The 23,930-nt window shown below is 63.0% G+C and carries 23 protein-coding genes; 14 read left to right on the forward strand and 9 right to left on the reverse strand.

What is annotated here, in order from left to right; all coding sequences use genetic code 11:
- Window positions 1-51: 51 nt before the first annotated feature.
- The 5 genes from GM655_RS05065 to GM655_RS05085 all read left to right on the forward strand — a co-directional run bounded on the left by GM655_RS05065 (window position 52) and on the right by GM655_RS05085 (window position 7,060).
- Window positions 52-552, forward strand: coding sequence for a hypothetical protein (locus GM655_RS05065; protein ID WP_155433494.1), 501 nt, complete (start codon window positions 52-54; stop codon window positions 550-552).
- Window positions 553-609: 57 nt separating this feature from the next.
- Window positions 610-4,251 (forward strand): DUF748 domain-containing protein, encoded by a 3,642-nt coding sequence (locus tag GM655_RS05070; protein ID WP_155433495.1) that lies wholly within the window; start codon window positions 610-612, stop codon window positions 4,249-4,251.
- A 10-nt stretch (window positions 4,252-4,261) separates the two neighbouring features.
- Window positions 4,262-5,125, forward strand: coding sequence for an EamA family transporter (locus GM655_RS05075; protein WP_155433496.1), 864 nt, complete (start codon window positions 4,262-4,264; stop codon window positions 5,123-5,125).
- Window positions 5,126-5,275: 150 nt separating this feature from the next.
- Window positions 5,276-6,472: an alanine transaminase gene (gene alaC, locus GM655_RS05080; RefSeq protein ID WP_155433497.1), complete on the forward strand. Its 1,197-nt coding sequence runs from the start codon at window positions 5,276-5,278 to the stop codon at window positions 6,470-6,472.
- Window positions 6,473-6,556: 84 nt separating this feature from the next.
- Window positions 6,557-7,060: a hypothetical protein gene (locus GM655_RS05085; protein ID WP_229632370.1), complete on the forward strand. Its 504-nt coding sequence runs from the start codon at window positions 6,557-6,559 to the stop codon at window positions 7,058-7,060.
- Between the two features lie 10 nt (window positions 7,061-7,070).
- Here GM655_RS05085 and GM655_RS05090 read toward each other — a convergent pair whose 3' ends face one another.
- A complete protein-coding gene (locus GM655_RS05090) occupies window positions 7,071-8,084 on the reverse strand; it encodes a zinc-binding alcohol dehydrogenase family protein (protein ID WP_155433498.1) in 1,014 nt (337 codons plus the stop codon).
- A 99-nt stretch (window positions 8,085-8,183) separates the two neighbouring features.
- On the opposite strand from GM655_RS05090, the gene GM655_RS05095 reads away from it, so the two are divergent.
- Window positions 8,184-9,077 (forward strand): LysR family transcriptional regulator, encoded by an 894-nt coding sequence (locus GM655_RS05095; RefSeq protein WP_155433499.1) that lies wholly within the window; start codon window positions 8,184-8,186, stop codon window positions 9,075-9,077.
- A gap of 84 nt (window positions 9,078-9,161) precedes the next feature.
- Entirely contained in the window at window positions 9,162-10,235 is a 1,074-nt protein-coding gene (locus GM655_RS05100; RefSeq protein WP_155433500.1) for an AI-2E family transporter, read from the forward strand.
- A 72-nt stretch (window positions 10,236-10,307) separates the two neighbouring features.
- On the opposite strand, the gene GM655_RS05105 is transcribed toward GM655_RS05100, so the two are convergent.
- Complete coding sequence (locus GM655_RS05105) at window positions 10,308-10,532, reverse strand: hypothetical protein (protein WP_155433501.1); 225 nt, start codon at window positions 10,530-10,532, stop codon at window positions 10,308-10,310.
- A gap of 138 nt (window positions 10,533-10,670) precedes the next feature.
- On the opposite strand from GM655_RS05105, the gene GM655_RS05110 reads away from it, so the two are divergent.
- The 3 genes from GM655_RS05110 to GM655_RS05120 are packed head-to-tail and all read left to right on the forward strand — an operon-like array spanning window position 10,671 to window position 13,150.
- The gene (locus tag GM655_RS05110; RefSeq protein ID WP_155433502.1) at window positions 10,671-11,423 is read left to right on the forward strand and encodes a phosphatase PAP2 family protein; all 753 of its coding nucleotides are present in this window, start codon (window positions 10,671-10,673) and stop codon (window positions 11,421-11,423) included.
- The gene (locus tag GM655_RS05115; RefSeq protein ID WP_155433503.1) at window positions 11,423-12,328 is read left to right on the forward strand and encodes a diacylglycerol/lipid kinase family protein; all 906 of its coding nucleotides are present in this window, start codon (window positions 11,423-11,425) and stop codon (window positions 12,326-12,328) included. The genes GM655_RS05110 and GM655_RS05115 overlap by 1 nt, the downstream gene beginning before the upstream one ends.
- A 9-nt stretch (window positions 12,329-12,337) precedes the next feature.
- On the forward strand, window positions 12,338-13,150 hold the full coding sequence (locus tag GM655_RS05120; protein WP_155433504.1) for a metallophosphoesterase family protein: 813 nt from the start codon (window positions 12,338-12,340) through the stop codon (window positions 13,148-13,150).
- A 21-nt stretch (window positions 13,151-13,171) separates the two neighbouring features.
- Here the strand turns inward: GM655_RS05120 and cls are convergent, their stop codons facing one another.
- Window positions 13,172-14,566 (reverse strand): cardiolipin synthase, encoded by a 1,395-nt coding sequence (gene cls / locus GM655_RS05125; protein WP_155433505.1) that lies wholly within the window; start codon window positions 14,564-14,566, stop codon window positions 13,172-13,174.
- A 2-nt stretch (window positions 14,567-14,568) separates the two neighbouring features.
- Window positions 14,569-16,554 carry a site-specific recombinase gene (locus GM655_RS05130; RefSeq protein WP_155433506.1) on the reverse strand — a complete coding sequence of 662 codons (1,986 nt, stop codon included), beginning with the start codon at window positions 16,552-16,554 and terminating at the stop codon, window positions 14,569-14,571.
- Window positions 16,555-16,723: 169 nt separating this feature from the next.
- On the opposite strand from GM655_RS05130, the gene GM655_RS05135 reads away from it, so the two are divergent.
- A complete protein-coding gene (locus tag GM655_RS05135) occupies window positions 16,724-17,560 on the forward strand; it encodes a branched-chain amino acid aminotransferase (RefSeq protein ID WP_155433507.1) in 837 nt (278 codons plus the stop codon).
- Window positions 17,561-17,572: 12 nt separating this feature from the next.
- Here GM655_RS05135 and GM655_RS05140 read toward each other — a convergent pair whose 3' ends face one another.
- From GM655_RS05140 to GM655_RS05150, 3 genes are all read right to left on the reverse strand, one after another.
- Complete coding sequence (locus GM655_RS05140) at window positions 17,573-18,109, reverse strand: DUF3617 domain-containing protein (RefSeq protein ID WP_155433508.1); 537 nt, start codon at window positions 18,107-18,109, stop codon at window positions 17,573-17,575.
- Between the two features lie 58 nt (window positions 18,110-18,167).
- Window positions 18,168-18,314, reverse strand: coding sequence for a lmo0937 family membrane protein (locus tag GM655_RS05145; RefSeq protein WP_155434136.1), 147 nt, complete (start codon window positions 18,312-18,314; stop codon window positions 18,168-18,170).
- 115 nt (window positions 18,315-18,429) lie between these two features.
- On the reverse strand, window positions 18,430-19,095 hold the full coding sequence (locus tag GM655_RS05150) for a glycine zipper 2TM domain-containing protein (RefSeq protein WP_155433509.1): 666 nt from the start codon (window positions 19,093-19,095) through the stop codon (window positions 18,430-18,432).
- A gap of 114 nt (window positions 19,096-19,209) precedes the next feature.
- On the opposite strand from GM655_RS05150, the gene GM655_RS05155 reads away from it, so the two are divergent.
- Window positions 19,210-19,953, forward strand: coding sequence for a Crp/Fnr family transcriptional regulator (locus GM655_RS05155; protein WP_155433510.1), 744 nt, complete (start codon window positions 19,210-19,212; stop codon window positions 19,951-19,953).
- A 69-nt stretch (window positions 19,954-20,022) separates the two neighbouring features.
- Here GM655_RS05155 and GM655_RS05160 read toward each other — a convergent pair whose 3' ends face one another.
- Complete coding sequence (locus GM655_RS05160) at window positions 20,023-20,247, reverse strand: YMGG-like glycine zipper-containing protein (protein WP_155433511.1); 225 nt, start codon at window positions 20,245-20,247, stop codon at window positions 20,023-20,025.
- A gap of 124 nt (window positions 20,248-20,371) precedes the next feature.
- On the reverse strand, window positions 20,372-22,387 hold the full coding sequence (locus tag GM655_RS05165) for an AsmA family protein (protein WP_155433512.1): 2,016 nt from the start codon (window positions 22,385-22,387) through the stop codon (window positions 20,372-20,374).
- 194 nt (window positions 22,388-22,581) lie between these two features.
- On the opposite strand from GM655_RS05165, the gene GM655_RS05170 reads away from it, so the two are divergent.
- Complete coding sequence (locus GM655_RS05170) at window positions 22,582-22,980, forward strand: DUF4398 domain-containing protein (RefSeq protein WP_229632371.1); 399 nt, start codon at window positions 22,582-22,584, stop codon at window positions 22,978-22,980.
- A gap of 11 nt (window positions 22,981-22,991) precedes the next feature.
- Window positions 22,992-23,930 carry an OmpA family protein gene (locus GM655_RS05175; RefSeq protein ID WP_371866706.1) on the forward strand — a complete coding sequence of 313 codons (939 nt, stop codon included), beginning with the start codon at window positions 22,992-22,994 and terminating at the stop codon, window positions 23,928-23,930.

Genomic DNA, 23,930 nt, shown 5'->3' on the forward strand with positions numbered 1-23,930 from the left:
GGCTGAAGTCTGCACAATGGCAAGCCTGCTCCCGAACTTGCGAGATGAACTATGAAACGAATTCTGCTTAGCCTGGCCTTGCTCGGCGCCGTGTATGGCTCTGGCGGTGCAGCGCTTGCCGCTGATGACCTAGCCCAGTGTGCAGCTTCGGCCGGCACCTACCGTAGCGGCGTAATCGTCAAAGGGCCGAAATTTGCCCACGGACAGTTCCGCAAGGGCGTGGAACTGTCGCATACCCACCTGAAAATGAAAGCCGATCAAGATGGACAAGTCTATGATGTTGCCATCGATAATGTTTTTGCTCAGGGCTTTGAACCCGGGCAACGCAGTGTGCCAGCCTCGCTGGAACGCATCCGCGTCAATGATCGCATCGCCGTGTGTGGCCAACTGTACACGCGCGGCGGGGTAGGCATACACTGGGTACATACCAATTGCGGCAAGCGCCCCACGCCGGACAAGCCCGATGGCTGGATCAAGCTGGTGGGCGCGGACGGCAAGACCGGGGTGAATCTGGAAGACAATGGCGCGTATTGCGACCTGTTTAAACACTGATCGCCGCCCCAGAATTGTTGTGCTTGCTATACTGTTGGTTAGTAGCTACTTCTGGGGATGGGATTGCAAGTCTTTAAAAAACGCTGGCAGCGCTGGGGCGCTGGAGTGGCCGGTGCGCTGGGTCTGTATGCGCTGGCTGGCGGCTGGCTATTGCCCAAGCTGATCAAGAACCAGTTGCCGGCGCTGGTAGCCTCCGAACTGGAGCGCAAGGCCAGCGTGGCCGACGTGCGTTTCAATCCTTTTACTTTACGCCTGTCGCTGCAACAACTGGCTGTTACCGAAGCCAATGATGCGCCGCTGTTCAGCCTCGAACAGCTGGAGGTGGAGCTGCAGTGGCGCTCGCTGGTGCGCCGGGCCTGGTGCCTGGGCGATATCCGGCTGGTGGGGCCGAATCTGCAACTGGCGATTGCGCCCGATGGCAGCTTCAATATCGCCCAGCTGCTGGCGACGCTGGACAAGCACAAGAAAGACGAGCCGGATAGCGGCATGCCCCGGCTGGTGGTGGGCCACTTCACGCTGGAGCAAGGCAAGGTGGTGATGCAGGACCGCCATGCCGGCTACCGCGATACTTTCACCCCCATCGATTTCGCGCTGAATAATCTGAGCACGCTGCCGGACGATAACGGCGATTACACCCTCAGTGCCGATGCGGGCCTGGGCGGCAAACTGCGCTGGAAAGGCAAGGCCTCGCTCAATCCTATCAGTGCCAGTGGTGAACTGGCACTGGAGAATGTGGCCTTGTCTGGCCTGTCCAACTATCTCAAGCCTTACGTGCGCATGGCGGTATCCGCTGGCCATCTGTCGGCGACGCTGCCGTATCAGTTCCGCTATCACGACGGGCAGATCGATGCGGGCCTGAATGGTGCCAGTCTGGGGCTGGCCGAACTGGCCTTGCATCAGCAGGGTGTCGCTACGCCGTTTGCGCGGGTGAAGAAGTTTGATATCAGCGGGGTCGATCTCGATCTGGGGCGACAGACGGTGAATATCGCCGGCATCGGTCTGCATGGCGGTGCGCTGACGCTGCGGCGCGATGCGCGTGGTGTGCTGGATCTGACGACGCTGGCAGTGCCTGCAGCGGCACCGGTGGTCGCGCCGGTTGCAGCATCCGCTGCAACACCGGCTGTAACACCGGCCAAGCAGCCGGCCGCACAGAACACGGCAGCCATGGTCGCAGCCAAGCCGCCTGCTCCGGCATGGAAACTGAACCTCAAGCAGCTCGACCTCGATGGTGTGGCGCTGAGCGCGATTGATGAAAGCGTGCAGCCTGCGTTGAAAGTGTCGGCCGAACAGCTTGCACTACATCTGAATCTGCAGGCGCACAGCGGCAAGCAGGGCCTGGAGCTGCAACTGGCCGATGGCCGCGTGGTGCTGGACAATCTGCAATTGCAAAGCGGTGCGGCCACGCCGTTCAAGTTGGCCCGTGCGGCGGTGGAGCAGGGCACGCTCGATCTGGCGGCCCGGCGGGCCAGCGTGGGCAAGCTCGCGTTTGAGGGTGGTCAGCTCGATCTGTCGCGTGACAGCAAGGGACAGTACCTGCTGCTGCAGGCGCTGCCACTGAACAAAAATGACAGCAAAGCAGGCCAGCCGGCGGCACCCGCTGCGGTAGCTGCATCAGCTCGCGCATCAGCACCAGCTCGCGCATCAGCGTCAGCTTCAGCGGCTGCGCCGGCATGGGCGGCCAGTATCAAGCGGGTGGAGTTCAACCGCTTCGGCGCACGCTATGACGATGCCGCGAGCGGCATCAAGGCCAACGTGCAGGATTTCCGGCTGGCACTCAATGATGTGGGTAGCGATCTGGCCAAGCCGGTGAGCTTCGATGGCGCGTTGACTTTGCGCGAAGGCGGCCAGTTGCAGGCACAGGGCAAGCTGGTACCGGCCAGCGTCGCGCTGGAAGCCGACCTTAAACTGAACAAGCTGGCGATAGCGCCAGTTCAGCCTTTGCTGGCGAAATACCTGCGCCTGAAGATCGCCAGCGGCGCCATCTCCACGCAGGGCCATCTGCATCTGGGCGCCGGTACGGCCAAGGATGCTGCTGTGCGTTACGACGGCGGGCTGGATTTCGACGAGCTGGTGTTGAACGAAGATGACGGCGACCGCTTTGCGCACTGGAAGCAACTGCGTGCCGAGAAGCTGGCCTTTAGTCTGAAGCCGGATCTGCTGGATATTAGTGAGCTGCGTCTGGTGGAACCCGATGCGACGCTGATTATCGAGAATGACCGCAGCTTCAATGCGGCGCGGCTGCTGGTGCCTCAGCCTGCTGCGGCCACGGCGGCTGCCGGTGCCGCTTCGGGTACTGCGACCAAGTCGGACGCAACTACCACAGTAACGACCACCGCGACCGCAACGACCACTGCGACCGCGACGCCATTCCCGCTCAAGATACGCCGCCTGCGCCTGCAGAACGCCAAGCTGGCGTTCACGGACCTGAGCTTGCGGCCCCAGTTCAGCGCCAAGATGTATGAACTGAATGGCGTGATTACGGGGCTGTCCTCGCGCGCCGATGCCAGCAGCCAGGTGGAGATCGATGGCCGCGTAGACGAATACGGCTCTACCCGCATCCGTGGCAAGCTCAACCCCTTTGTGCTGGCCGATAACACTGACCTCAGCGTGGTATTCAAAAACGTCGATATGGTCTCGGCTTCGCCGTATAGCATGAAGTTCGCCGGCTACCGTATCGCCGAAGGCAAGATTTCGCTGGACCTGCAGTACAAGGTGCGCCACAGCCAGCTGGAAGGGAATAACCAGATCGTGCTGGACAAGCTGACTCTGGGCGAGCGCATTGATAGTCCCGATGCGCTGCATCTGCCGCTGGAACTGGCGCTGGCCATCCTCAAGGATAGCAATGGCCGGATCGAACTCGGCGTGCCGGTTTCCGGCGATCTCAATGATCCCCAGTTCAGCTATGGTGCCGTGGTATGGAAGGCGATCGGCAATATCATGAGCAAGATCGTCACTTCACCATTCCGCGCGCTGGGCAGCCTGTTCGGCATCAGTGGCGATGAACTGGAAGCGATCAGCTTCGATGCGGGCAGCGCCGCGCTGCTGCCGCCGGAACGCGAGAAGCTCAAGCAGGTAGCGCAGATACTGGCCAAGAAGCCGCAACTGCATCTGTCGGTGCCGGGTCAGTATGGCGAGGTACTCGATGGCGCAGCATTGCGCCAGCAGGCCGTACGCCGCACGGTGTTGCAGCGTGCCGGCGTGACGTTGGCGGCGGATGAACCGGCAGGGCCGCTGGACATCGGCCAGCGCAAAGTGCGTAGCGCCTTGCGCGACCTGTATGCCGAACGCTTTGGTGCGGCTGCGCTGGACCAGCAGAAGAAAGCGGCGGAGGCTGCGGCCAGCGGTAAGCCCAGCGCAGCGGCAGCTACGCCCGCCAACGGTGAGCAGGGTGCGCCAGCCGATGGCAGCGCTGCGCAGAAGCTGCCGATGCTGCAGCGTATGGCCAAGCTGGTTCAGGGCGAACCGCAGGTGGCCGATGCCAGCGCTTTCTACCAGCAACTGCAGCAGCGGCTGGAACAGCAGCAGGCCTTGCCGGCAGATGCGCTGCGTCAGCTGGGCACGCAGCGCGCCAATGTGATACTGGCGGCACTCAAGGAAGCCGGCGTGGCGCCCGCTGCGGCGCAAGCTGCAGCACCGCAGTCCATCGAAGTACGCAGCGGCGCGACCCTGCCGCTCAAACTGGAACTGTCGGCGAAATAATATAAACGATATGGACGATAGTTCCGGAGCGATTGTCAAACCTGCCGGTAGTGCGCTGCTGGCAGGGGTTGCGCTGCTAGCCAGTCAGCTCTCGCTGAATCTGGGCGCGGCACTCGCCAAGCATCTGTTTCCGCTGATCGGCGTCGAGGGTGTGGCTTCCTACCGGGTGGGGATCGCCGCCATCATCATGCTGGCCGTGTTCCGTCCGTGGCGTACGCCGCTGACGCTGGCGCAGGGCGTGAATGTGGCCATCTACGGCAGCGTGATCGGCCTGATGAATCTGCTGATCTACCGTTCGTTCAGCCGCATCCCGCTGGGCATCGCCGTAGCCATCGAAGTGGCAGGGCCGCTGACGGTGGCAGTGCTGTCCTCGCGCCGGCCGCGTGATCTGCTGGCGGTGGCGCTGGCCGCCGTTGGCTTGTACTTCCTGCTGCCTATCCATAGCGGTGTCAATCAGCTCGATCCGGTCGGGGTAGCCTATGCGGCCGGTGCGGCCGTGTGCTGGGGGCTGTACATCGTGTTCGGCAAGCGCGTTTCGGTGATGCACGGCGGGCAGTCGGTGGCGTGGGCCATGCTGGCCGCTTCCGTGTTCGTCGTGCCCATCGGTGCGTGGTATGGGGGCAGCATGCTGCTCACGCCATCCTATCTGGCCATCGGTCTGGCGATTGCGCTGATGTGCAGCGCCTTGCCCTATACGCTGGAGATGCTGTCCTTGCGCCGGCTGTCGCAGCGCACTTTCAGCATGTTCAGCAGTGCGGCGCCGGCACTCAGTGCGCTGGCCGGACTGGTGGTGCTGGGCGAGAGTCTGAGTGCCATCCAGTGGCTGGCGATTGCCAGCATGGTGGGCGCTTCGGTGCTGACTACCTTATCCTGAGCGGGCGCGCTGGCGTCACGGCAAGGGCAGAGCGTAAAAAAAATCTGCCGCTTAGCAGTTGCCAAGCGGTGCGCGCGTGGGCTAGTATGGATGCCGATGCACTTGCATCAACGTCGCTCGGACGGTTCCGGGCGCTTACGTGAGAACTCCATGACTGATACCACTCCGTCGCGCAGCTTTGCGCGCATAGATCGCCTTCCCCCTTACGTTTTCAATGTCACCGCCGAACTGAAACTCGCGGCGCGCCGCCGTGGCGAAGACATCATCGATATGTCGATGGGTAATCCGGATGGTGCGACACCGTCCCACATCGTCGAGAAACTGATCGATACCGTCAAACGTCCCGATACGCATGGCTATTCCGCTTCCAAAGGCATACCGCGTTTGCGCCGTGCCATCACCAAGTGGTACCAGCGCCGCTACGACGTGGAGTTCGATCCCGATAGCGAAGCCATTGTCACCATTGGCTCCAAGGAAGGGCTGGCGCACCTGATGCTGGCAACGCTGGATCAGGGCGACACAGTGCTGGTGCCTAACCCCAGCTATCCTATCCACATCTGGGGCGCGGTGATCGCCGGTGCGAATATCCGCTCCGTGCGCATGACGCCCGGCGTGGATTTCTTCGACGAGCTGGAACGGGCCGTGCGCGAGAGCTATCCCAAACCGAAGATGATGATCCTCGGCTTCCCGTCGAATCCTACTGCGCAGTGCGTGGAGCTGGAATTCTTCGAGCGGGTAGTGGCGCTGGCCAAGCAGCACAACATCCTGGTGGTACATGATCTGGCTTATGCCGATATCAGCTTCGATGGCTGGAAAGCTCCGTCCATCATGCAGGTGCCCGGTGCGCGCGAGGTGGCGGTGGAGTTCTTCACGCTGTCCAAGAGCTATAACATGGCCGGCTGGCGCATCGGTTTCATGGTGGGTAACCGCGAACTGGTGGCTGCGCTGGCGCGCATCAAGAGCTACCACGATTACGGCAGCTTCACGCCGGTGCAGGTGGCGGCAATTGCGGCACTGGAAGGCGACCAACAGTGCGTGAGCGATATCTGCGCGATGTACCAGAGCCGGCGCGATGTGCTGCACAAGGGCTTGTGCGAAGCGGGCTGGCAAGTGGAGAAGCCGAAAGCGTCGATGTATATCTGGGCGCCGATACCGGAAGCCTATCGCCATATGGGGTCGCTGGAGTTTTCCAAGCTGCTGCTGGCCGAGGCCAAGGTTTGCGTCTCCCCCGGCATCGGTTTCGGAGAATACGGCGATGGCTATGTGCGCTTCGCCCTGATCGAAAACGAGGCGCGCATCCGTCAGGGGCTGCGCGGAATTAAGGCGATGCTGCGCAAGCCTGAATAAATTCGCAGTACATTTACGCCGCATCAAATCCAGCCTTTGATGCGGCGGCTATGGTAGCGAAGTTAAGCTACCGGAGCCTCGACTATGTCTACTTCATCCGTACAGATGTGTTTGCGGCGCCTGCAGGCGCTGTGGCGGCAGGCGGAGCGCTGGTGGGTCCGTCTGGTGCTGCCGCAGATCATGGCAGCGCTGCCTCTGTGTTTTTTGTGCTGGCGCCATTGTCGTACGCTAGACGGCAAGATACTGCGTCTGCGCCGCATCAGCCAGAAGCTCGAGCGCTGGCAGCGCGCCATACGCGCTTATGGTCTGGACCCGAAGACTCAGATGGAAATGCTCGATGTCGACCATGCGATGCGCAACGAGATGGCCAGCACGCGCGATATGCTGTGGGGCTTGCGCGCCGACTGTATCGATGTCGAGCGCATGTTCAACCAGCTCGGCTATCGCTCGCACCGGCTGCAGCAGCGTCAGGACACGCTGATGGCCGTGCTCGACCACTGCTGCGTTGCCGCCAGCACTGTGCTGGCCGTGCTGGCCGAGCATGATGCGGCAGTGCTGCAGCGCTTGCGCGCGCAGCGTGCGGCCTAACAGTTAGGCGCTAGCCAGCGACCAGCACGATCTTGCCGCGTGCGCGGTTACTCTCGATCAGGGCGTGGGCACGCTTCAGGTTGTCCGCATTCAGGCTGCCGAAAATTTCCGTCAGCGTGGTGTGCAGCACACCCGTTTCCACCAGTTTGGCCACATCGTTGAGCAGGCGGTGCTGGGCGATCATGTCGCTGGTCTGGAACATCGACCGGGTGAACATGAATTCCCAGTGCAGCGAAACGCTTTTGCGCTTGAGCAGGCGGATATCGAGGCTGTCCGGATCATCGATCAGCGCTACCTTGCCCTGCGGTGCTATCAGTTCGGCGATGGCGGCCCAGTGCTGGTCGGTCTGGTTCAGGCTGGCCACATAGGTAACGGGCGGCAGACCCAGACGGGCGATTTCTTGCTGCAGCGGCTTGCTGTGGTCGAGTACATGGTGGGCACCGAGCTCGCGCACCCAGTCCGCCGTTTCAGGGCGCGAGGCGGTGCCGATTACGGTCAGCCCCGTCAGCTGGCGCGCCAGCTGCACGAGGATGGAACCTACTCCGCCGGCCGCACCGATTACCAGCAGCGACTGACCCGTCTGGCCTTTGTCGCGGCTCACTTGCAGCCGTTCGAACAGCAGCTCCCATGCCGTGATGGCCGTCAGGGGCAGGGCAGCGGCCTGCGCGAAATCCAGATTGACCGGCTTGTGGCCGACGATGCGTTCATCCACCAGATGCAGCGCGCTATTGGTACCGGCGCGGGTCAGATCGCCCGCATACCAGACCTGATCGCCCGGTTTGAACAGCGTCACATCGGGACCGACGGCGCGCACGATGCCGGCGGCATCCCAGCCCAGCACTTTATCGCTGCCTTCGGCCGGCGCCACGTTGCGGCGGATTTTCACATCGACGGGATTGACGGACACGGCGCGCACTTCCACCAGCAGATCGCGCCCCTGCGCAACCGGATCCGGCAGCTCGACATCGATCAGGGCGGCAGCATCGTGGATAGGCAGGGACTTGCGGTAGGCAACAGCTTGCATGGATAGCTCCATAAAGTAGGGAATGGGCGTATGATGATTTATTCTGAATCTTTGAAAAAGCCGGTGTTCGATGAAATACTTTCAAAGGAATTTTGAAAATTGCTGAGACTCGATGATTTGACCGTATTTGTCCGCACGGCCGATAGCGGCAGCCTGTCGGCGGCGGCGCGGGAGCTGGCGATCTCGCCCGCGCTAGCCAGCGCTGCACTGAAGCGGCTGGAAACAGCGTTGGGCTGGCGGCTGCTGGCGCGCACCACCCGTAGCCTGCGCCTGACGGAAGAAGGGGAAAACTATCTGCGCCATGCGCGCGAAGCACTGCGGCTGCTGCAGGAAGGGCAGGAAGCTTTGCAGCAGGGGCAGGATACGCCGGGCGGTCTGCTGCGCATCGCCATGCCGTCCGATCTGGGGCGCAATTTTCTGGTGCGCTGGCTGGACGAATTTCAGGCGCGCTATCCGCGTGTGAGTTTCCAGCTCAGCGTGAGCGACCGCGTTTCCGATCTGTACCGCCAGCCTGTCGATCTGGCCATACGCTACGGCCGGCTGGATGATTCCAGTCTGGTGGCGTTGCCGCTGGCGCCCGAAAATCGCCGCGTGCTGGTGGCCGCACCGGCCTATCTGCAAGGCCATGGCACGCTGAAAACGCTGGACGATCTGCTGCAGCACAACTGTTTGCGCTTCATGGTGGACGAAGTGATCCACGACCGCTGGCAGTTCGGGCAAGGCAGCGAGCTGCAGGAGCTGCATGTGCAGGGCAACCGCAGTGCCGACGATGCCGATGTGGTGCGGCGCTGGGCTGTGGCTGGTCTGGGCATCGCCTATAAATCGCGGCTCGATCTGGCCGACGATATCCGCGCCGGCCGCTTGCAGGTGCTGCTGCCGCAACTGGCAGGCGAAGCGGCGCCACTGAACATGCTGTGCATGCATCGCCAGCACATCACGCCCACGGTGCTGCAGCTGCGCGATTTCCTGCGCGAGCGCTGTATGCAGGCTTAGGAAGTTATTAAATCGGCAGCGTGATGCTTGCTGAATGACAAATTCCGCTTACCATAGCCACACCCTTGATCTGGAGACGCCCCGATGAATGAAACCCAGCGCGATATTCTGAGTGCCGGCTTTTCGCTGATGCTGATAGTGCTAGCCGCTTTCGTGATGCACCGCTTTTTCCTGCCGCTGGTCTGGGCCGGCATACTGTGCGTCGCCACCTGGCCTTTGTATGTGCGCTTGCGCGCGCGCATGGGCGGGCGCGATGTGCTGGCGGCCGCCGTGCTGACCCTGCTGATGCTGGCCGTGTTCGTGGTGCCACTCGCGCTGGGCGTGACGCAGGCAGCGCGGCAGGCGCCGGAACTGGCCGCTTTTGTTGTCAAGGCCAATACGGACGGCCTGCCCGTGCCGGCCTTTATGCAGAACCTGCCCATGGTGGGCGACTGGATTGCGGACTGGTGGCAGGCCACGCTGAGCCAGCCGCACGGACTGGCCCATCTGCTATCCGAGCATGAAATCAATGGCCTGCATTCGGCCAGCGATATGATCAAGGTAGTCGGCGCCGGTTTCATGCACAGACTGATGGACTTCGGCCTGGCCTTCCTCTGCCTGTTCTTCTTCTACAAAGATGGCGCAGCGCTGAGCCGCCAGATCCACGCCATCGGCAGCCATTGTGTGAGCGAGCAACGCTGGGCCCATTTCTCCGCCAAAGTGCCGACTGCCATCCGGGCCACCGTCAATGGTCTGGTGCTGGTCGGTCTGGCTGAAGGCGTGCTGATCGGCATAGGCTATGCGCTGGCCGGCCTGCATTCAGCCGCCGTATGGGGCGCTGTGACAGGCATACTGGCGATTATTCCATTCGGCGCACCGATTGCGTTTCTCAGTGCGGCGGCGCTGCTGGCCAGTCAGGGCGCCGTGGCCGGGGCCATTGCCGTGGCGGTGTGGGGAAGCATCGTCCTGTTCGTGGCCGACCACTTCGTGCGGCCCGGCATGATAGGCAATGCCACCCGTCTGCCTTTCCTCGCCGTGCTGTTCGGCATACTGGGCGGCGTCGAAACGCTGGGGCTGGTGGGCTTGTTTATCGGCCCAGTGGTAATGGTGCTGTTTGTGACGCTGTGGTACGAGGCCAATCTGTTTGATGACGGTAGGCCAGTTGCCACACCCAGGTGAGGAGCGCCCGCGAAGCTGCCGCATCAGCGGGCAGATCGGGCGACTGGGCAGGGCAACTGGCTCCGGCAACCATTAGTGCGCCTTCGACAGAATCAGCAGCCAGCGACCGAATACCAGCACCTCGAGGTGGCCAGCTTGCACGCCGGTGTCGCACTCGAGGATAGGATTGACAGCGTAGTAGCGTTTGCGGAAGTCACGGCACACCAGCAATTCACGTTTGCCCACACGTACCATGAACGAAGTCGGCAAGTATTCCATACCGAAGCGGGAACCAAAGCTGCTATTCAATGTAGTCATGTCGTTTCCTTTGAATGCGTTGTGTTTGTCGAGGAGTTCAGAATAGCATAACTACTGTATGAATAAACAGGTACTGTGTAAATAAACAGTAAATTTGCTTTTTTGTGGTTTTTCCACCAACTTGAACGGGAAGTAGTGTTGGCTGACCAAATTTTCAGCAAAGTAGTGCGTTTCATCGAAGCAAGGCTGTCGCCGCGGGAAGAATTCGGCCTGCAACTGACGGTCGGCGTGCTGTTGGTGGCGCTGGCCATGGCCATATTCCATGCGCTGGCCGTGGCCGTACTGGGGCAGGGCGGCATCGCGGTACTGGATGTACGGGTGGCGCAGTGGTTGCATGCGCGCGCATTCGAACCGCTGACCAGTGTGATGCGCATCATTTCCGTGCTGCACACGGGCATTCCCATGGTGCTGCTGGTGCTCGCGCTGGCGGCCTATTTCTGGCGCATCGGTGCGCACTACTGGCTGCTGGCCTTGCTGGTCGCCACGCCCACGGGTGCGCTGCTGAATGTGGCGATCAAATACACCATACAGCGGCCCCGGCCCGTATTCGAGGAACCGCTGGTATCCTTATTGACGTATAGTTTTCCTAGCGGGCATACGGCAGCGGCCACCATGTTCTGGGGCTTGTTGGCCTGCTATCTGGTGATCGTACGGCCACAGTGGCAGGCGCGCCTGCTGGCGGTGCTGCTCAGCATCAGCATGGTGCTGCTGGTGGCGCTGAGCCGTATGTATCTGGGGGCTCATTATCTGAGCGATGTGCTGGCAGCGATGGCGGAAAGCGTGGCGTGGCTGGCGATCTGGCTTACTGCCATTTCGACCTTGCGGCGACGCCGGGAAGCGCGCCAGCGCGCGGCAGCAGGACCTGAAACACCTACGCTGGAGCAAGGCTGATGCAGGAGGAGAGTAAGCTGGAAAGTGTAGTCGTGCTGATCAATGCCGGTGCCGGAACCGGCTCCGACGCTGGGCGGGTGGCAGCGCTGGCGCAGCATTTCCGCCAGCATGGACGGCAGGCGGAAGTGCTGCTGGCCCACAGTGGCGCCGAACTGATAGAGCGCGCCCGGCAGGCCGTCGCGGACGGCGTGACCACCGTGGTGGCGGGCGGTGGCGATGGCACCATCAATGCCGTGGCCTCGGTGCTGGTGGGCAGCAGCACACGGCTGGGGGTACTGCCGCTGGGTACGCTCAACCACTTTGCCAAGGATATGCACATCCCGCTGGAACTCGAGCATGCCATCGCCAACGTGGTACACGGGCAGGTGGTGACGGTGGATGTGGGCGAGGTGAATGGCCGCATCTTCCTCAATAACTCCAGCCTCGGCATCTATCCCGACATCGTGCGTGACCGCGAACAGCAGCAGCGCCGCTTCGGCCGCAGCAAATGGCCGGCCTTCGGCCGCGCCGTGTTTGCCGCACTGCGGCGCTTTCCCTTCCTGTCGCTGGAGCTGACCATCGATGGCGTGCAGCACACGCGCCGTACGCCGTTTATCTTTATCGGCAATAATGAATACCAGCAGGGTCTGAGTACGGGACGGCGCAGCCGGCTCGATAGCGGCCGCCTGTGTCTGTATGTGGCCCAGCGTCCCACCCGGCTGGCACTGCTCGGCTATGCGCTGCATCTGCTGTTCGGCCAGCTGGCGCAGGCGCGCGATTTCGATGTGCTGCAGACGGCTGCCCTGACCATCGCCACGCGGCGGCGCCATCTGCGCGTGGCCACCGATGGCGAAGTGACGCGCATGAAGCCGCCGCTGCTCTACCGCTCGCTGCCTGCTGCGCTGCAGGTCATCGTTCCCCGCTGAAAGGCTGCCATGCGTACCATCGTCCATCTCTCCGATCTGCACTTTGGCCGCGTCGATCAGGCTTTGCTGGCGCCCCTGCAGCGCACGGTGGCGGCACTGGCGCCCGATGTGCTGGTGGTCTCGGGCGACCTGACCCAGCGCGCCCGCACGGCCGAGTTTCAGGCCGCACGGGCATTTCTCGATACGCTGCCGGGCCCGCAGATCGTGGTGCCCGGCAACCACGATATTCCGCTGTATAACGTGGCCAGCCGCTTTCTCACGCCGCTGCGCAAATACACGCGCTACGTGACGCTGGACCTGATGCCGGAATTTGTCGATGACGAGATCGCCGTGCTGGGCATTAATACGGCCCGTTCGCTGACCATCAAGGATGGCCGCATCAACCGTCAGCAGATCGAACAGATCCATCAGCGCATGAGCGCGGTCGATCCCCATCTGACCCGCATCGTGGTGACCCACCATCCCTTCGATATGCCGGACGATTACGATCAGAAGGATCTGGTCAACCGTGCACCGCAGGCCATGCAGGCCTTTGCCAATTGCGGCGTGGACTTGCTGCTGGCCGGCCATCTGCATGTGAGCCATGCCCACAACACGGCCCAGCGCTACGAGATCAGCGGCTATGCGGCGTTGATGGTGCAGGCCGGAACGGCCACGTCCACCCGTGCCCGTGGCGAGCACAATTCCTTCAACGTGCTGCGGGTGGCGCATGACCGCGTGCAGGTCGAGCGCTATAGCTGGCAGCAGGCCAGCGGCGAGTTCGCACCGAGCCAGACGGAATATTTCCAGCGCAGTGCCGGTGTCTGGACTGAACAGTGCTGAATGGCCTAGCCGGCTAGCGGGCTAGAGCCAGTAGTGCATCAGGCTGGCGGCCCATTCGCGCAGCCGGTCCAGCCAGGGCCGGTGGCGCCATGCATCGACCGTGATCTCGCTGGAGTTGCGCAAGTCTTCCTGAAACGCCAGTTCCATCTGCTGGCCGAACTCCGGCCCCAGCACGACTACATTGAGTTCGCTGTTGTGCAGGAAGCTGCGCGTATCGATATTGGTCGAGCCCACGGTGGACCAGAGCCCGTCGATCACGGCTGTCTTGGCATGCAGCACGGTGAGCTTGAGGTGGTAGATTTTCACGCCGCTGTCGAGTAGCTGGTCGTAATACGCATGGCCGGCATAGAACACCAGTCCGCTGTCAGACACGCCGGGCAGGATGATGCGCACGTCCACGCCGCGCCGTGCGGCTGCCGTGAGCGCATCGATGGTGTGCTGGTCCGGCACGAAGTAGGCGGAAGTCAGGTGGATGCTGGTGCGCGCCTGCCGGAACGCCAGTTGATAAGCCTGATAGATATCGAAAGGATCGTCATTGTCGCTGCCCAGCACTCGCACCAGCTTGTCCCCGGCATTCACGGCAGGGGGGAAGTAATCGGCATCGCGCAAGTCCTGGCTATCCTGGCTGGACCACTGACGCACGAACAGCCACTGGAAGGCGCGCACGGCCGGGCCTTCGACTTTGATATGGGTATCGCGCCAGCCTAGCTGGCTTTGTGCGCGGTGCCGGCCGGACGAGTGGAACAAGGAGCTGCGCGCATAGCTGCCGCTGATGTTGATGCCGCCCGTGAAAGCCACCCGGCCATCGACGATCAGCACTTTGCGGTGGTCGCGGTGGTTGAGGTCCCAGTTGTCGCCGCGCAGGCGGGCCGGATTCACGGGGTTGAATTCGAGCAGGCGGATGCCGGCATCGCGCATGCGCTGGAAGAACTCGGCCGGTACGCCGAGCGTGCCCACGCTGTCATACAGGATGTTGACGCTGACGCCCTGACGCTGTTTGGCCATCAGCGCTTCGGCAAACTCCATGCCCAGTGCATCCTGATCGAAGATATAGGTTTCCAGATTGATGTGGTTGCGCGCTGCGCGTATGGCTTTGAGCATTTCGCCCATGGTCTGCGGGCCATCGAACAGCAGGGTGCAGCGGTTGCCGGCAATCAGGGGCACGCCCGTGGCCTGCTGTTCCAGCGCCGCCAGCGTGGCCGGATCGAGCCGGCCCTGCGGCCAGCGCTTGGCCAGCAAGGCGCGCGCGCGTGCGGCCGGCAGTTCGCCCCGGGCTCCCTGTATGCTGGGTGCCGCATGGGCTGCGGCGGCTGGCGCTGTGGCCGGTGCCGGCGCAGGTAATGAAGCGCAGGCGCCGAACAGGCTGCAGCACAGCAGCGTCACTGCCAATAAGCCGGTCCAGTGTGCGCGCAGCATATTCAGTCTCCGTGTGGTGTGGCAGGCGGCTCGGCGCTGCCGAAGAAAAAGCTGATCGGGCCGTGGCGCCAGCGTTTCAGTAGCGCGCCCAGCAACTGCCAGCCGTGGCGGAAGCGTGCCTGACGCGCGCGCAGTGCGACCCACAGGGCCAGCCCGAAGCTGACCAGCAGATTGACTGTGCCGATGGCGAGAAAACCGGCCACGGAAGTGAGTACCAGTTGCCAGCTAGCCTGATGGTCGAGCGCCACCATGGCCGTGGCGAAGTTGGCCGACGAGAAGGTGACGTGGCGGATATCCAGCGGCAGGCCCAGCAGAAAGCCTAGCAGCGGCATCACGCCCAGCAATATACCGAAGTAGAAATTTCCCATCAGACCACCTAGATTGTTTTCCAGATAGTGCCCGAGGCGGGCCAGCCGTGGCGCACCGATCAGGCGCTCCAGGGCATGTAGCTGCATGATGCGCTGGGCCCAGCGCGTGTACAGCGCCTTGTTGTCGTAATAGCCCGAAATCAGGCCCGCAAGGAACAGGCAGACCCCGGCGATGGCTGCATACAGCAGCGTGTAGCCGTTGAGGGGATCGATATCGTGCAGCAGGTGCATGGCTTTGTCGGGCGAGATCAGGGGCTGGCCCGTCAGATAGGGCCAGGCCATGGCGATCAGCCAGGCAGTGGGAATGGCAGTGGCCAGATTGCCCAGCACGGCCATGTTCTGGGTGCGGATCACGCGGTTGCACAGCTCGGCCATGCTGTCGATATCGATGTTGCGCCCGTCATTGCTATGCAGTTCGGCCGCGATGTGCGAGGCCGTCATGGCTGGCTGCTTGGTGGCCACGGTGAAATGCAGCAGGTGGATGAACACAAAGCCCAGCGAATAATTCATCGCATACATGAAGGTCGCCACCAGCGGCGCCGTGCGCAGGCCGGACATGAGCAGCTTGAACAGGGCCATAAAGCCTATCACCAGCCCAGCGCCGGCCGAGGAATAGAACATCGCGCGTAGCTGGGAGCGGTCGTCGGCCACATAGTGTTCGCCCGTGTGGCTGGCATTTTCCGTGACATTGCGAGCCAGCAGATTGATGTTGTCGCGTATCAGGTCGCGTACCAGATATTTGTTGCTGTGCGCGCTGATCAGTTCCTGCGCCAGTGCCAGCGCCGCCCTGCGGCGGGCCTCGCGCTCCATGGGTTCGACCAGTTCCAGCAGCTTGCGCAGGCGCTGTATGCTCTGGCTCAGCGTGACCAGCAGATAGGTCAGGGCGATGCTGGTGCCCTGGCTGAGTGCCTTCTTGCGGATGCTGGCAATGACCTGATCGCACTGGTCCAGCATTACGCCCAGATGGCTACCATCTTCCGGCGTCAGCTCGGGCTGCAACTGGCGCTGCTGGTGGTTGTCCAGATAGCGCAGCGTTTCCACGTTCTGGGCCAGAAACGGCGATTCATAGGTTTCTATCTCGGTATGGAAATTGGTCAGGCGCGGCTCCAGCCCGATGGCGCTGATGCGGTAGGACAGCGTGCGTATGGCTTCCAGCAGGCCGGGCAGCATCAGCTGTTCGGGCGGGCCGGCATGGGCGGCGCACACTACATCGAGCAGGGCCAGCCAGTCTTCCGCTGCGACGGCAGCGATCCAGCGCTGGTCGCTGCGGCGGAACAGCACGCGGTCGAGCGCATCGCTCAGGTAGTCGTCGCCTAGCGCCGGCGGCAAGATGCGGTAGGACACCCGCCGTTTCAGCTCGCTGAAAAAGCCGTCATTGGAAAGCACGCCCGTTTCCGTGTACAGGCTGGCGTGGCGGCGCTTGCGCAGCAGCGTGCAACTGTACTGGTAGAGCGCCGCGGCATGGCGCGGATTGCCCTTGAGTAGCTGGCACAGCGTGCGCACCTGCGCACCGGCTTGCGCGCCATCGCTGGCGCGGCGCGGGCGCAGCGTAGCGACCAGCTCGACCATCAGGCCGATGTCGTCGCTGTCGCCATCGAGGCGTTCGAGTATCTCTAGCATAGTGGCAGCAATGGTTGGGGATGCTGGATTCTAGGGCTGTGCGCCGTGGGTGTATGTACGCTAGCGTACATAGGGCAGCGGGAATACTGCAGGCTGCCTCTGGCTGTCGCTGAGGACTGTGGTCCGATCCGTGCTAAATTGTCTGTTTTCAAGACGATCGGGAATGCGTATGTATCTGACTTACTTCAACGGTGGCTGGTCCGAGGGCAACACGCCCCTGTTCGGCGCGATGGACCACAGTGTCTGGCTGGGTTCGTCCGTGTTTGATGGCGCGCGCGCCATCCGTGGCCGGCTGCCGGACTTGCGCCTGCACTTGCAGCGGGTGATCAATTCGGCACAGCGGGTAGGGCTGGTGTGCCCGCTGTCGGTGGATGAAATGGAGCAGCTCGTGATAGAAGGCGTGGCCAAGTTCCCGCCGGACGCCGAGCTGTATGTGCGGCCGCTGGTGTTCGGTACGGAAGGCTTGCTGGTGCCGGTGCCGGCCAAAAGTGCGTTTGCACTGACGCTGTTCGATGCGCCCATGCCCAAGTTTCAGGGCTTCTCGGCCTGCCTGACGGGCTTGCGCCGGCCCGATCCGTCCATGGCGCCGACTGATGCCAAAGCCTCGGCCCTGTATGCGAATTCCTCGAAAGTGATCCGTGAAGCCCAGCAGCGCGGCTACGATACGGCCGTGGTTTGCGACAGCCTGGGCAATGTGGCCGAGCTTGCGTCGGCCAATCTGTTCTTCGTGGCGGCCGACGGCAAGCTGGTGACGCCGGTCGCCAATGGCACTTTCCTGTCGGGGATTACGCGTGCCCGCGTGATCGCGCTGCTGGCGCAAGAGGGCATCGCGGTGGAAGAGCGCACGGTGCGGCCAGAAGAACTGGAGACGGCGCTGGAAATCTTCAATACGGGTAACTACGGCAAAGTCTCGCCGTGCACCCGTTATGAAAACCGTCCGCTACCTATCGGCCCCATGGCCGCGCTGGCCCATGCGCGCTACATGGCGTTTGCCGGACTGGCCTAAGGCGGTCGGACATTATGGGGTTTTGGGCGAGCAGCTAGCCTTGAGCCAGCGGCCTGTCGTTTCCACCGTGACTTTCTGCAGGCGGCCATTGCCGGCATCGCTGCTGGCATCCATGGTGCTGGTGAAAGCGCTATCGCCATTCATCAGCACCGTGCCTTGTCCGCGCGCCTGAGGTTTGCTGCATTCATAGGAAATCTTGTAGCCGCCAGCGATAGGCTCGCGCTTGCTGCTGCACTGGCCCTGCGCGGGCAGCGGTAGTTCTTTGCTGGCTGCCATTTCCGGCGTCATGCAATAGGGCCGGCGCATGGCGCCATCACTTTTTACGGCAGGCAGCGTGACGCCATTCTGCTGCATCATGCTGTCCAGCCGAGCGCGCTGCTCGGGCGGCAGGCTGTCGAGCTGCTTGACGGCAGCGCTGATGGCCTGGTCCGTCTGGGCGTCGGCACTCTTCACCTTGACGCTGAGTTCCCACAGGCCGGACTTGATATTCTGTGCGCCAGCCTGTGCGCTTGCGGCCAGTACGAAGAGAAAAATTGCGCTGCTTTTCATGTCGGCATCCTTGGTTGCGGGAGGCACAGCATAAACCATAGTGGCCGCTTAAACCAGTCTAGAGACCCCGGCCATTAATCAGGCGCAGCAACACCATGATGATGGCAATCACGAGCAGCACATGGATGAAGCCACCGATGGTGTAAGAAGTAACCAGTCCCAGTAGCCAGAGGATGATGAGTACGACAGCGATGGTGTACAGCATAGCAATCTCCTTATAAGTGAGGTCGCCGTTCAGTGTACTGCCGTGGCAGGGTACGGTGGCGACGCTAGCCTGCATTGTCGCTAGCCCGGCAGTCGCTGTCCGTACGCTGCCGTACTTAATTGGCGCGCAACTGTCCATTCACGATGCGCACGGCATCGCCTTCATGCCACTGCGGCTGGGCCGACTGGTGCAGGACGCGGCGCGCACCGTTATCCATGCGCACGGTAATCTCCCAGCTATGGGTGGTCTTCATATTGCCTTCCACCTGATTGCCCGCCACAGCACCGCCCACGGCGCCAGCCACCGTGGCCAGCTGGCGGCCATGGCCGCTGCCGACCTGATTGCCGAGCAGGCCGCCGAGGATGGCGCCGCCTGCAGCGCCTACGCCCGTGCCCTGGCCGCGATGCTCGACGCTGCGGATGGAACTGATCACGCCGCAGCTATTGCACACGGCTGCAGCAGGCCGTGGCGCCTGCTGGCTCTCGGGCATGGTGCGGCTGCCGTCGACGGCGGCATAGCGCTCGGCGCTTGCCGGCGTCAGGTTGGCAGGCGCGCTGTAAGGCGCGCTACGGCTGGCGCCAGTGCTGCCATCGCTGGCCATGGGCACGCTGTCGTTGGCGCGGGTATTGGGCAGCCAGCCCATGATGGCAGCGCTGCCGACGCCGCAGAACAGTACAACGGCAACGGCCGCGCTCAGGATCATTGGATGCAGCGAGCGGGCCGCAGGGGACGGAGTCGTGGCGGGAGTGGCAGGGCTGCCAGAGCTGTGATGGGTATCCATGATGAAGTCCTCGTCGTGATGAAGTAGATGATGGGAAGATTTTCCACGAGGACATCTTTTCCTTCCGTGCGTCAGCGTACATACAGCACATCATTGCACCTCTACGCTGCCGCTATGCTTACCGATGCCGCCACCGATCTAGCGCCCGCTGCGCTGCGCCTGCCGCAGAACCAGCTGCTGGCTGCCCTGCCCGAGCCCGAGCGCGGGCAGTTGCTGGCGCAGTGCGAAACGCTGCGCGTGCAGGCCGGGCAACTGCTGTTCGAACCGGGCCAGCGGCCGGGCTTCATGTTCTTCCCGCTCGATACGCTGGTGTCGCTACTGGCCGTGGCTGATGGCCGCATGACGCTGGAAGTGAGCGTGGTGGGACGCGAAGGCATGCTGGGCGCATCCGTGCTGCACGCAGGGCGACCCGTGCAACTGCGGGCCGTGGTCCAGCGCAGCGGCCGTGTGCTGCGCATCGAGGCCGCGTGCTTCGCCCGGCTGTTCGAGCAGATGCCGGTGCTGCAGCACCTGCTGCAGCGCTATACGGATGCCTTGCTGGCGCAAGTGATACAGATTGCCGTCTGCAGCCGTTTCCATATGCTGGAAGCGCGGCTGGCGCGCTCGCTGCTGATGACACGTGATCGTCTGCAATCGGAAAAATTCCACCTGACCCATGAGTTTCTGGCGCAGATGCTGGGCGTGCGGCGCGTGGGCGTGACCAAGGCAGCCAGTGCCTTACAGGAGAAGAAGCTGATCGGCTACAGCCGCGGCAATATCGAGATTCTCGACGGGGCAGGGCTGGAACAGGCGGCCTGCCATTGTTATGGACTGGTGCGCGAAGACGGTGTGCTGGGTCTGGGGCAGGTGCTGCGTTAAAAGGGGGCGCGAGGGGAAGCGCAGCACAGGCCGGCCGTGCCGGCCTGTGGCTTTCACTGCGCACCAAAGTTAGCGCGGTGGTTTGTTGACCTGATTGCCGATCACCCCGCCCACGGCGGCGCCACCCACGGTGCCGGCGGCACTGCCACCCGTGAGTACGGAACCGGCTACCGCACCCAGACCGGCACCGATGGCCGTATTCTGGTCGCGGGCCGACATATTGCTGCAGGCGCTCAAGGCCATGCTGGCCGCAATGAGGGCGCTGCAGCCCAGTAAGCGTATGCTGAGTTTCATATTATTCTCCTTGATCTGATGAGCCTTGCGGGCCAAAGGTGGTAGCGGGCGCGCCCTGTATAGCGCGCCGTCGCAGCACCAGCCTGAGGCCAGCATAATCGGCGCGCGCCGTCCGCTCCGTTCGCTAGCGCACGTTACGGGATGGAACAGGTGGACGCCGGGCTGCCAGCAAGGCGGCGCAATCGGCATCGTCGCTGCTGCCGCTGGTCATCAGGGGCAGGATGGCCGTGACGGGCGCCACCACTGCCAGCGCCAGCGCGCCACCCGCGCGCAGGGCCAGCACTTTCTTGTCGATGCTGATGTCAGGCTGCTTGAAACTGCCGCGCAGATAGATGGGCGCGCGCAGGGAAATGATGCGCACGCCTTTGGCTTCGGGCCGCAGCGTGAGGTTTAGCTGTTCATTGCGCAGGCTGACCTGACCATCGACATCGATGCGGGCATCGGTGGTGTCGGCCGCGAACAAGCGAGTCTGCATCAGGCCATTGCGGACGGTGAAATCGCTGATCAGACAGTTTAGTTGCACCTGCTTGTCGCCCACCAGCTTGGTCAATACCACGCTGCCCAGATTCAGCCCCATTTCTTCCAGCAGCAGTTTGCTGATGCTGCCCTTGCTGACCACGGCGCGCAGCTCGCCATTCGATGCGCCCAGCAGTTCTGCCACGGAATTGCCCTGGGCATTCAGCGCCACTTCGGCATTGACTTCGCCCACCGTGGCCTGCATGGCTTCGATGCGGGGGAACAGCTGCTTCAGATGCAAATGGCGCGCATGGGCTGTGAGATCGGCAGCGATCGCATCGGCCAGTTTGCGGCCACTGCCATCGAGCTTGAGGCTGGCATTGAAGCTGCCGCCGGCGATTTCGAACTGCAGCGGCTCCAGACTCAGCACGCCGTCGCGCATGAGGATGCGCGTATCGACCTGCGAGATAGGCAAATCCTTGTCGCGCGTGATGCGGCCTGCCGTGAAATGCACATCGGCATCGAGCGCCGTCCAGCGCGCTTTGCGGAAGGCTTCCACGGGCAGCACCTTGTTGCCCGGCTGTACAGGCGCCACGCCGCGTTCCTGCTTGCTGCGGTTGGAGTCGGCGCCGATCAGCGGACCCAGATCGCTCAGACGCAACAAACGCGCCTGCACGGCGCCTGTCAGTTGCGGACGCGGCAGCGCCGTGCCATAACGGTATTCCAGATTGCCGGCGATATCGGACTGGCCCACCCGGCCTATGAAATTCTGATAGTGCCAGCGGCTGGCGTGGGCGCCCAGTTCGCCATGCAGGTGGCCGGACGTGCTGAAGGGCGGGGTTTCCGGCAGTAGCACGCCGGTCAGCGCGTACAGGCGTGCCATGCTGGGGCCGGACAGGCTGAGTTGCAGATCGAGGCTGGTGAGGCTGGCTGGCCGCGTCAGTGTGCCGCTCACGGCCATGCGGCTGCCACCCACATCGAGTACGGCTTCGAGCGGATAGGGCCGGTTCTGTTCGCGCAGGCCCAGCACGGCGCCAGCCTTGCCCTGTCCCTCTACCGGCTGCTGTTTCCAGTGGCCCTGCATTTGCCACGCCACGCCGTACAGTGCATCGTGGTCCAGTGTCTGCATACTGGCCGTCAGCTCGATCTGCTGCACGGCGTCGTGCAGTTGCAGCTGGCCATTGCCCAGTTGCAGTGTGCCCAGTTCCAGCCGCCAGGCGCTGGATTCGCGCGGCGGCGCAAAGTTCCAGTTGTGCTGGCCGTCGGCACGGCGCAGCAAATGCAGTTGTGGCTGTTCGAGGCGCAGCAGCGGCACCGCGATGCGCTGCTGCAGCAATGGCAGTAGTTCGATTTCGATCAGTGCGCTGGCGACGCTGGCCAGCTCGCGCTGTTCCGCCATGCTGGCCGGATTGGCCAGATGCAGATCGCGCGCGAGCAGGCGTGGCATGGGCAGGTAGGCGCGCCAGCCGGGCGGACGTGCGCCGGCTGCAGGCCACGCCCAGCTCAGCGTCAGATCGCCGCGGATGGCGAACGGCCGTTGTAGCGCCAGACTGATTTTTTCGTTGAGCCAGGGGCGGGCGCGGTTCCAGTCGGCCGTGTTGAGCACCAGCACGGCGAGCGCGAGCAGCACGGCCAGAATGAGCGGCGCGGCCAGCAGCAGGACAGTACGGCGGCGTAGCGGCATGGTGGAGATCCTCGCTTGGGGTAGTTGGCGCTAGCTTACACCGCTTGCGGCGGCATGGCCGTGTGCTGTCGCACGCAGTTGTCGGCAGCTTGCTGGCCTGTGGCTGAGGGGCTTGCGTGCGTCAGCGAACTGAAACAGTTGCGCCAGACGCCTATAACGTCTAGCTATCGACAGGCTTTTTGAGGAGAGTGACGATGAAGCAATCCGGAAACCATTACGCCTACCGCATGGCGCCCGTGCTGGCGCTGCTGCTGGGCGCGCTGGCCGGCTGTGCCAGCCAGAAAACCCCGGCTACGGCCGATGTGGCTGTGTCGCGTGCGGCCGTTGATGCGGCAGCCAATGCCGGTGCAGCGGAAGTGGCGCCAGCCGAAATGCAGTCGGCGCGCGACAAGCTGATGCGGGCCAGCCAGGCACTGGCCGCACGCGATTATCAGGCTGCGGCAGACTGGGCCAATCAGGCTGAAGCTGATGCACGGCTGGCCCAGAGCAAGGCCAGTTCGGCCAAAGCCACGCAGGCGGCGGAAGAAGTCCAGCGCAGCATACAGGCTTTGCGCGATGAGCTGTCGCGCAGCTCGGCACCGGTCACACGCTAGGGGGAATTATCATGTACATCAAGAAAAATCCTGAGATGAACGCCGTCACGCCGGCCTTGCGGCCAGCGCAACGCTGGCCGAATCTGCTTCCGAATCTGCTATTGGTGCTGCTGCTGGCGCTATGGCTGGCCGCCTGCGCCACCACGCCCATGAGCACCATGCTGCTGGATCAGACCCGTAATGACTATCAGGCGGCGCAGAACGATGCTGCGGTGGCCACCTATGCGGCGACGGAATTCCGCGAGGCCGGCACGGCACTCGAGAAAGCCAATGCGGCAGCCGGACGGCGCGACAGCAGCGAACAGGTGGACAAGCTGGCGTATGTGGCACGGCAGAAGATCGCCACGGCGCAGGAAGTGGCACGCCAGAAGCAGGCTGAGGCCAGCGTGGCGCAGGCCGGGCGCCAGCGTGACGAGTTGCGCTTGCAGCAGCGCACGGCGGAAGCGGATCAGGCGCGCAGCGAAGCCCAGCGCGCCAAGGCGCAAGCTGATGCCACCGCCAGCAGTGCACGCGAAATCGAAGCACGCAATGCCGCGCTCCAGCAGCAACTGGCCGACCTGCAGGCGAAACAGACGGAGCGCGGCATCATCATCACGCTCAGCGATGTGCTGTTCCAAGTCGATAAGGCGGAACTCAGTGCGGACGGCATGCGCACGGCGCAGAAGCTGGCTGATGTGCTGATGCAGGTGCCGCAGAGTGTGGTGCTGATCGAAGGCTTTACCGATAGCACGGGCACGGCAGACCACAACCTGCAGTTGTCGCAGCGGCGCGCCGAAGCGGTGCGTAATGCGCTGATCGGTCTTGGCGTGGCGCAGGAAAAAATCGCCACGCGCGGCTATGGCGAAGCTTATCCTGTGGCCAGCAATGCCGATGCGGCCAGTCGCCAGTTGAACCGCCGCGTTGAAATCGTGCTGTCACAGAACGGCGCACCCATCGCCAGCCGGCGCTAA

The sequence above is a fragment of the Pseudoduganella danionis genome, from assembly GCF_009720775.1.
Taxonomy (GTDB): Bacteria; Pseudomonadota; Gammaproteobacteria; order Burkholderiales; family Burkholderiaceae_D; genus Rugamonas; species Rugamonas danionis.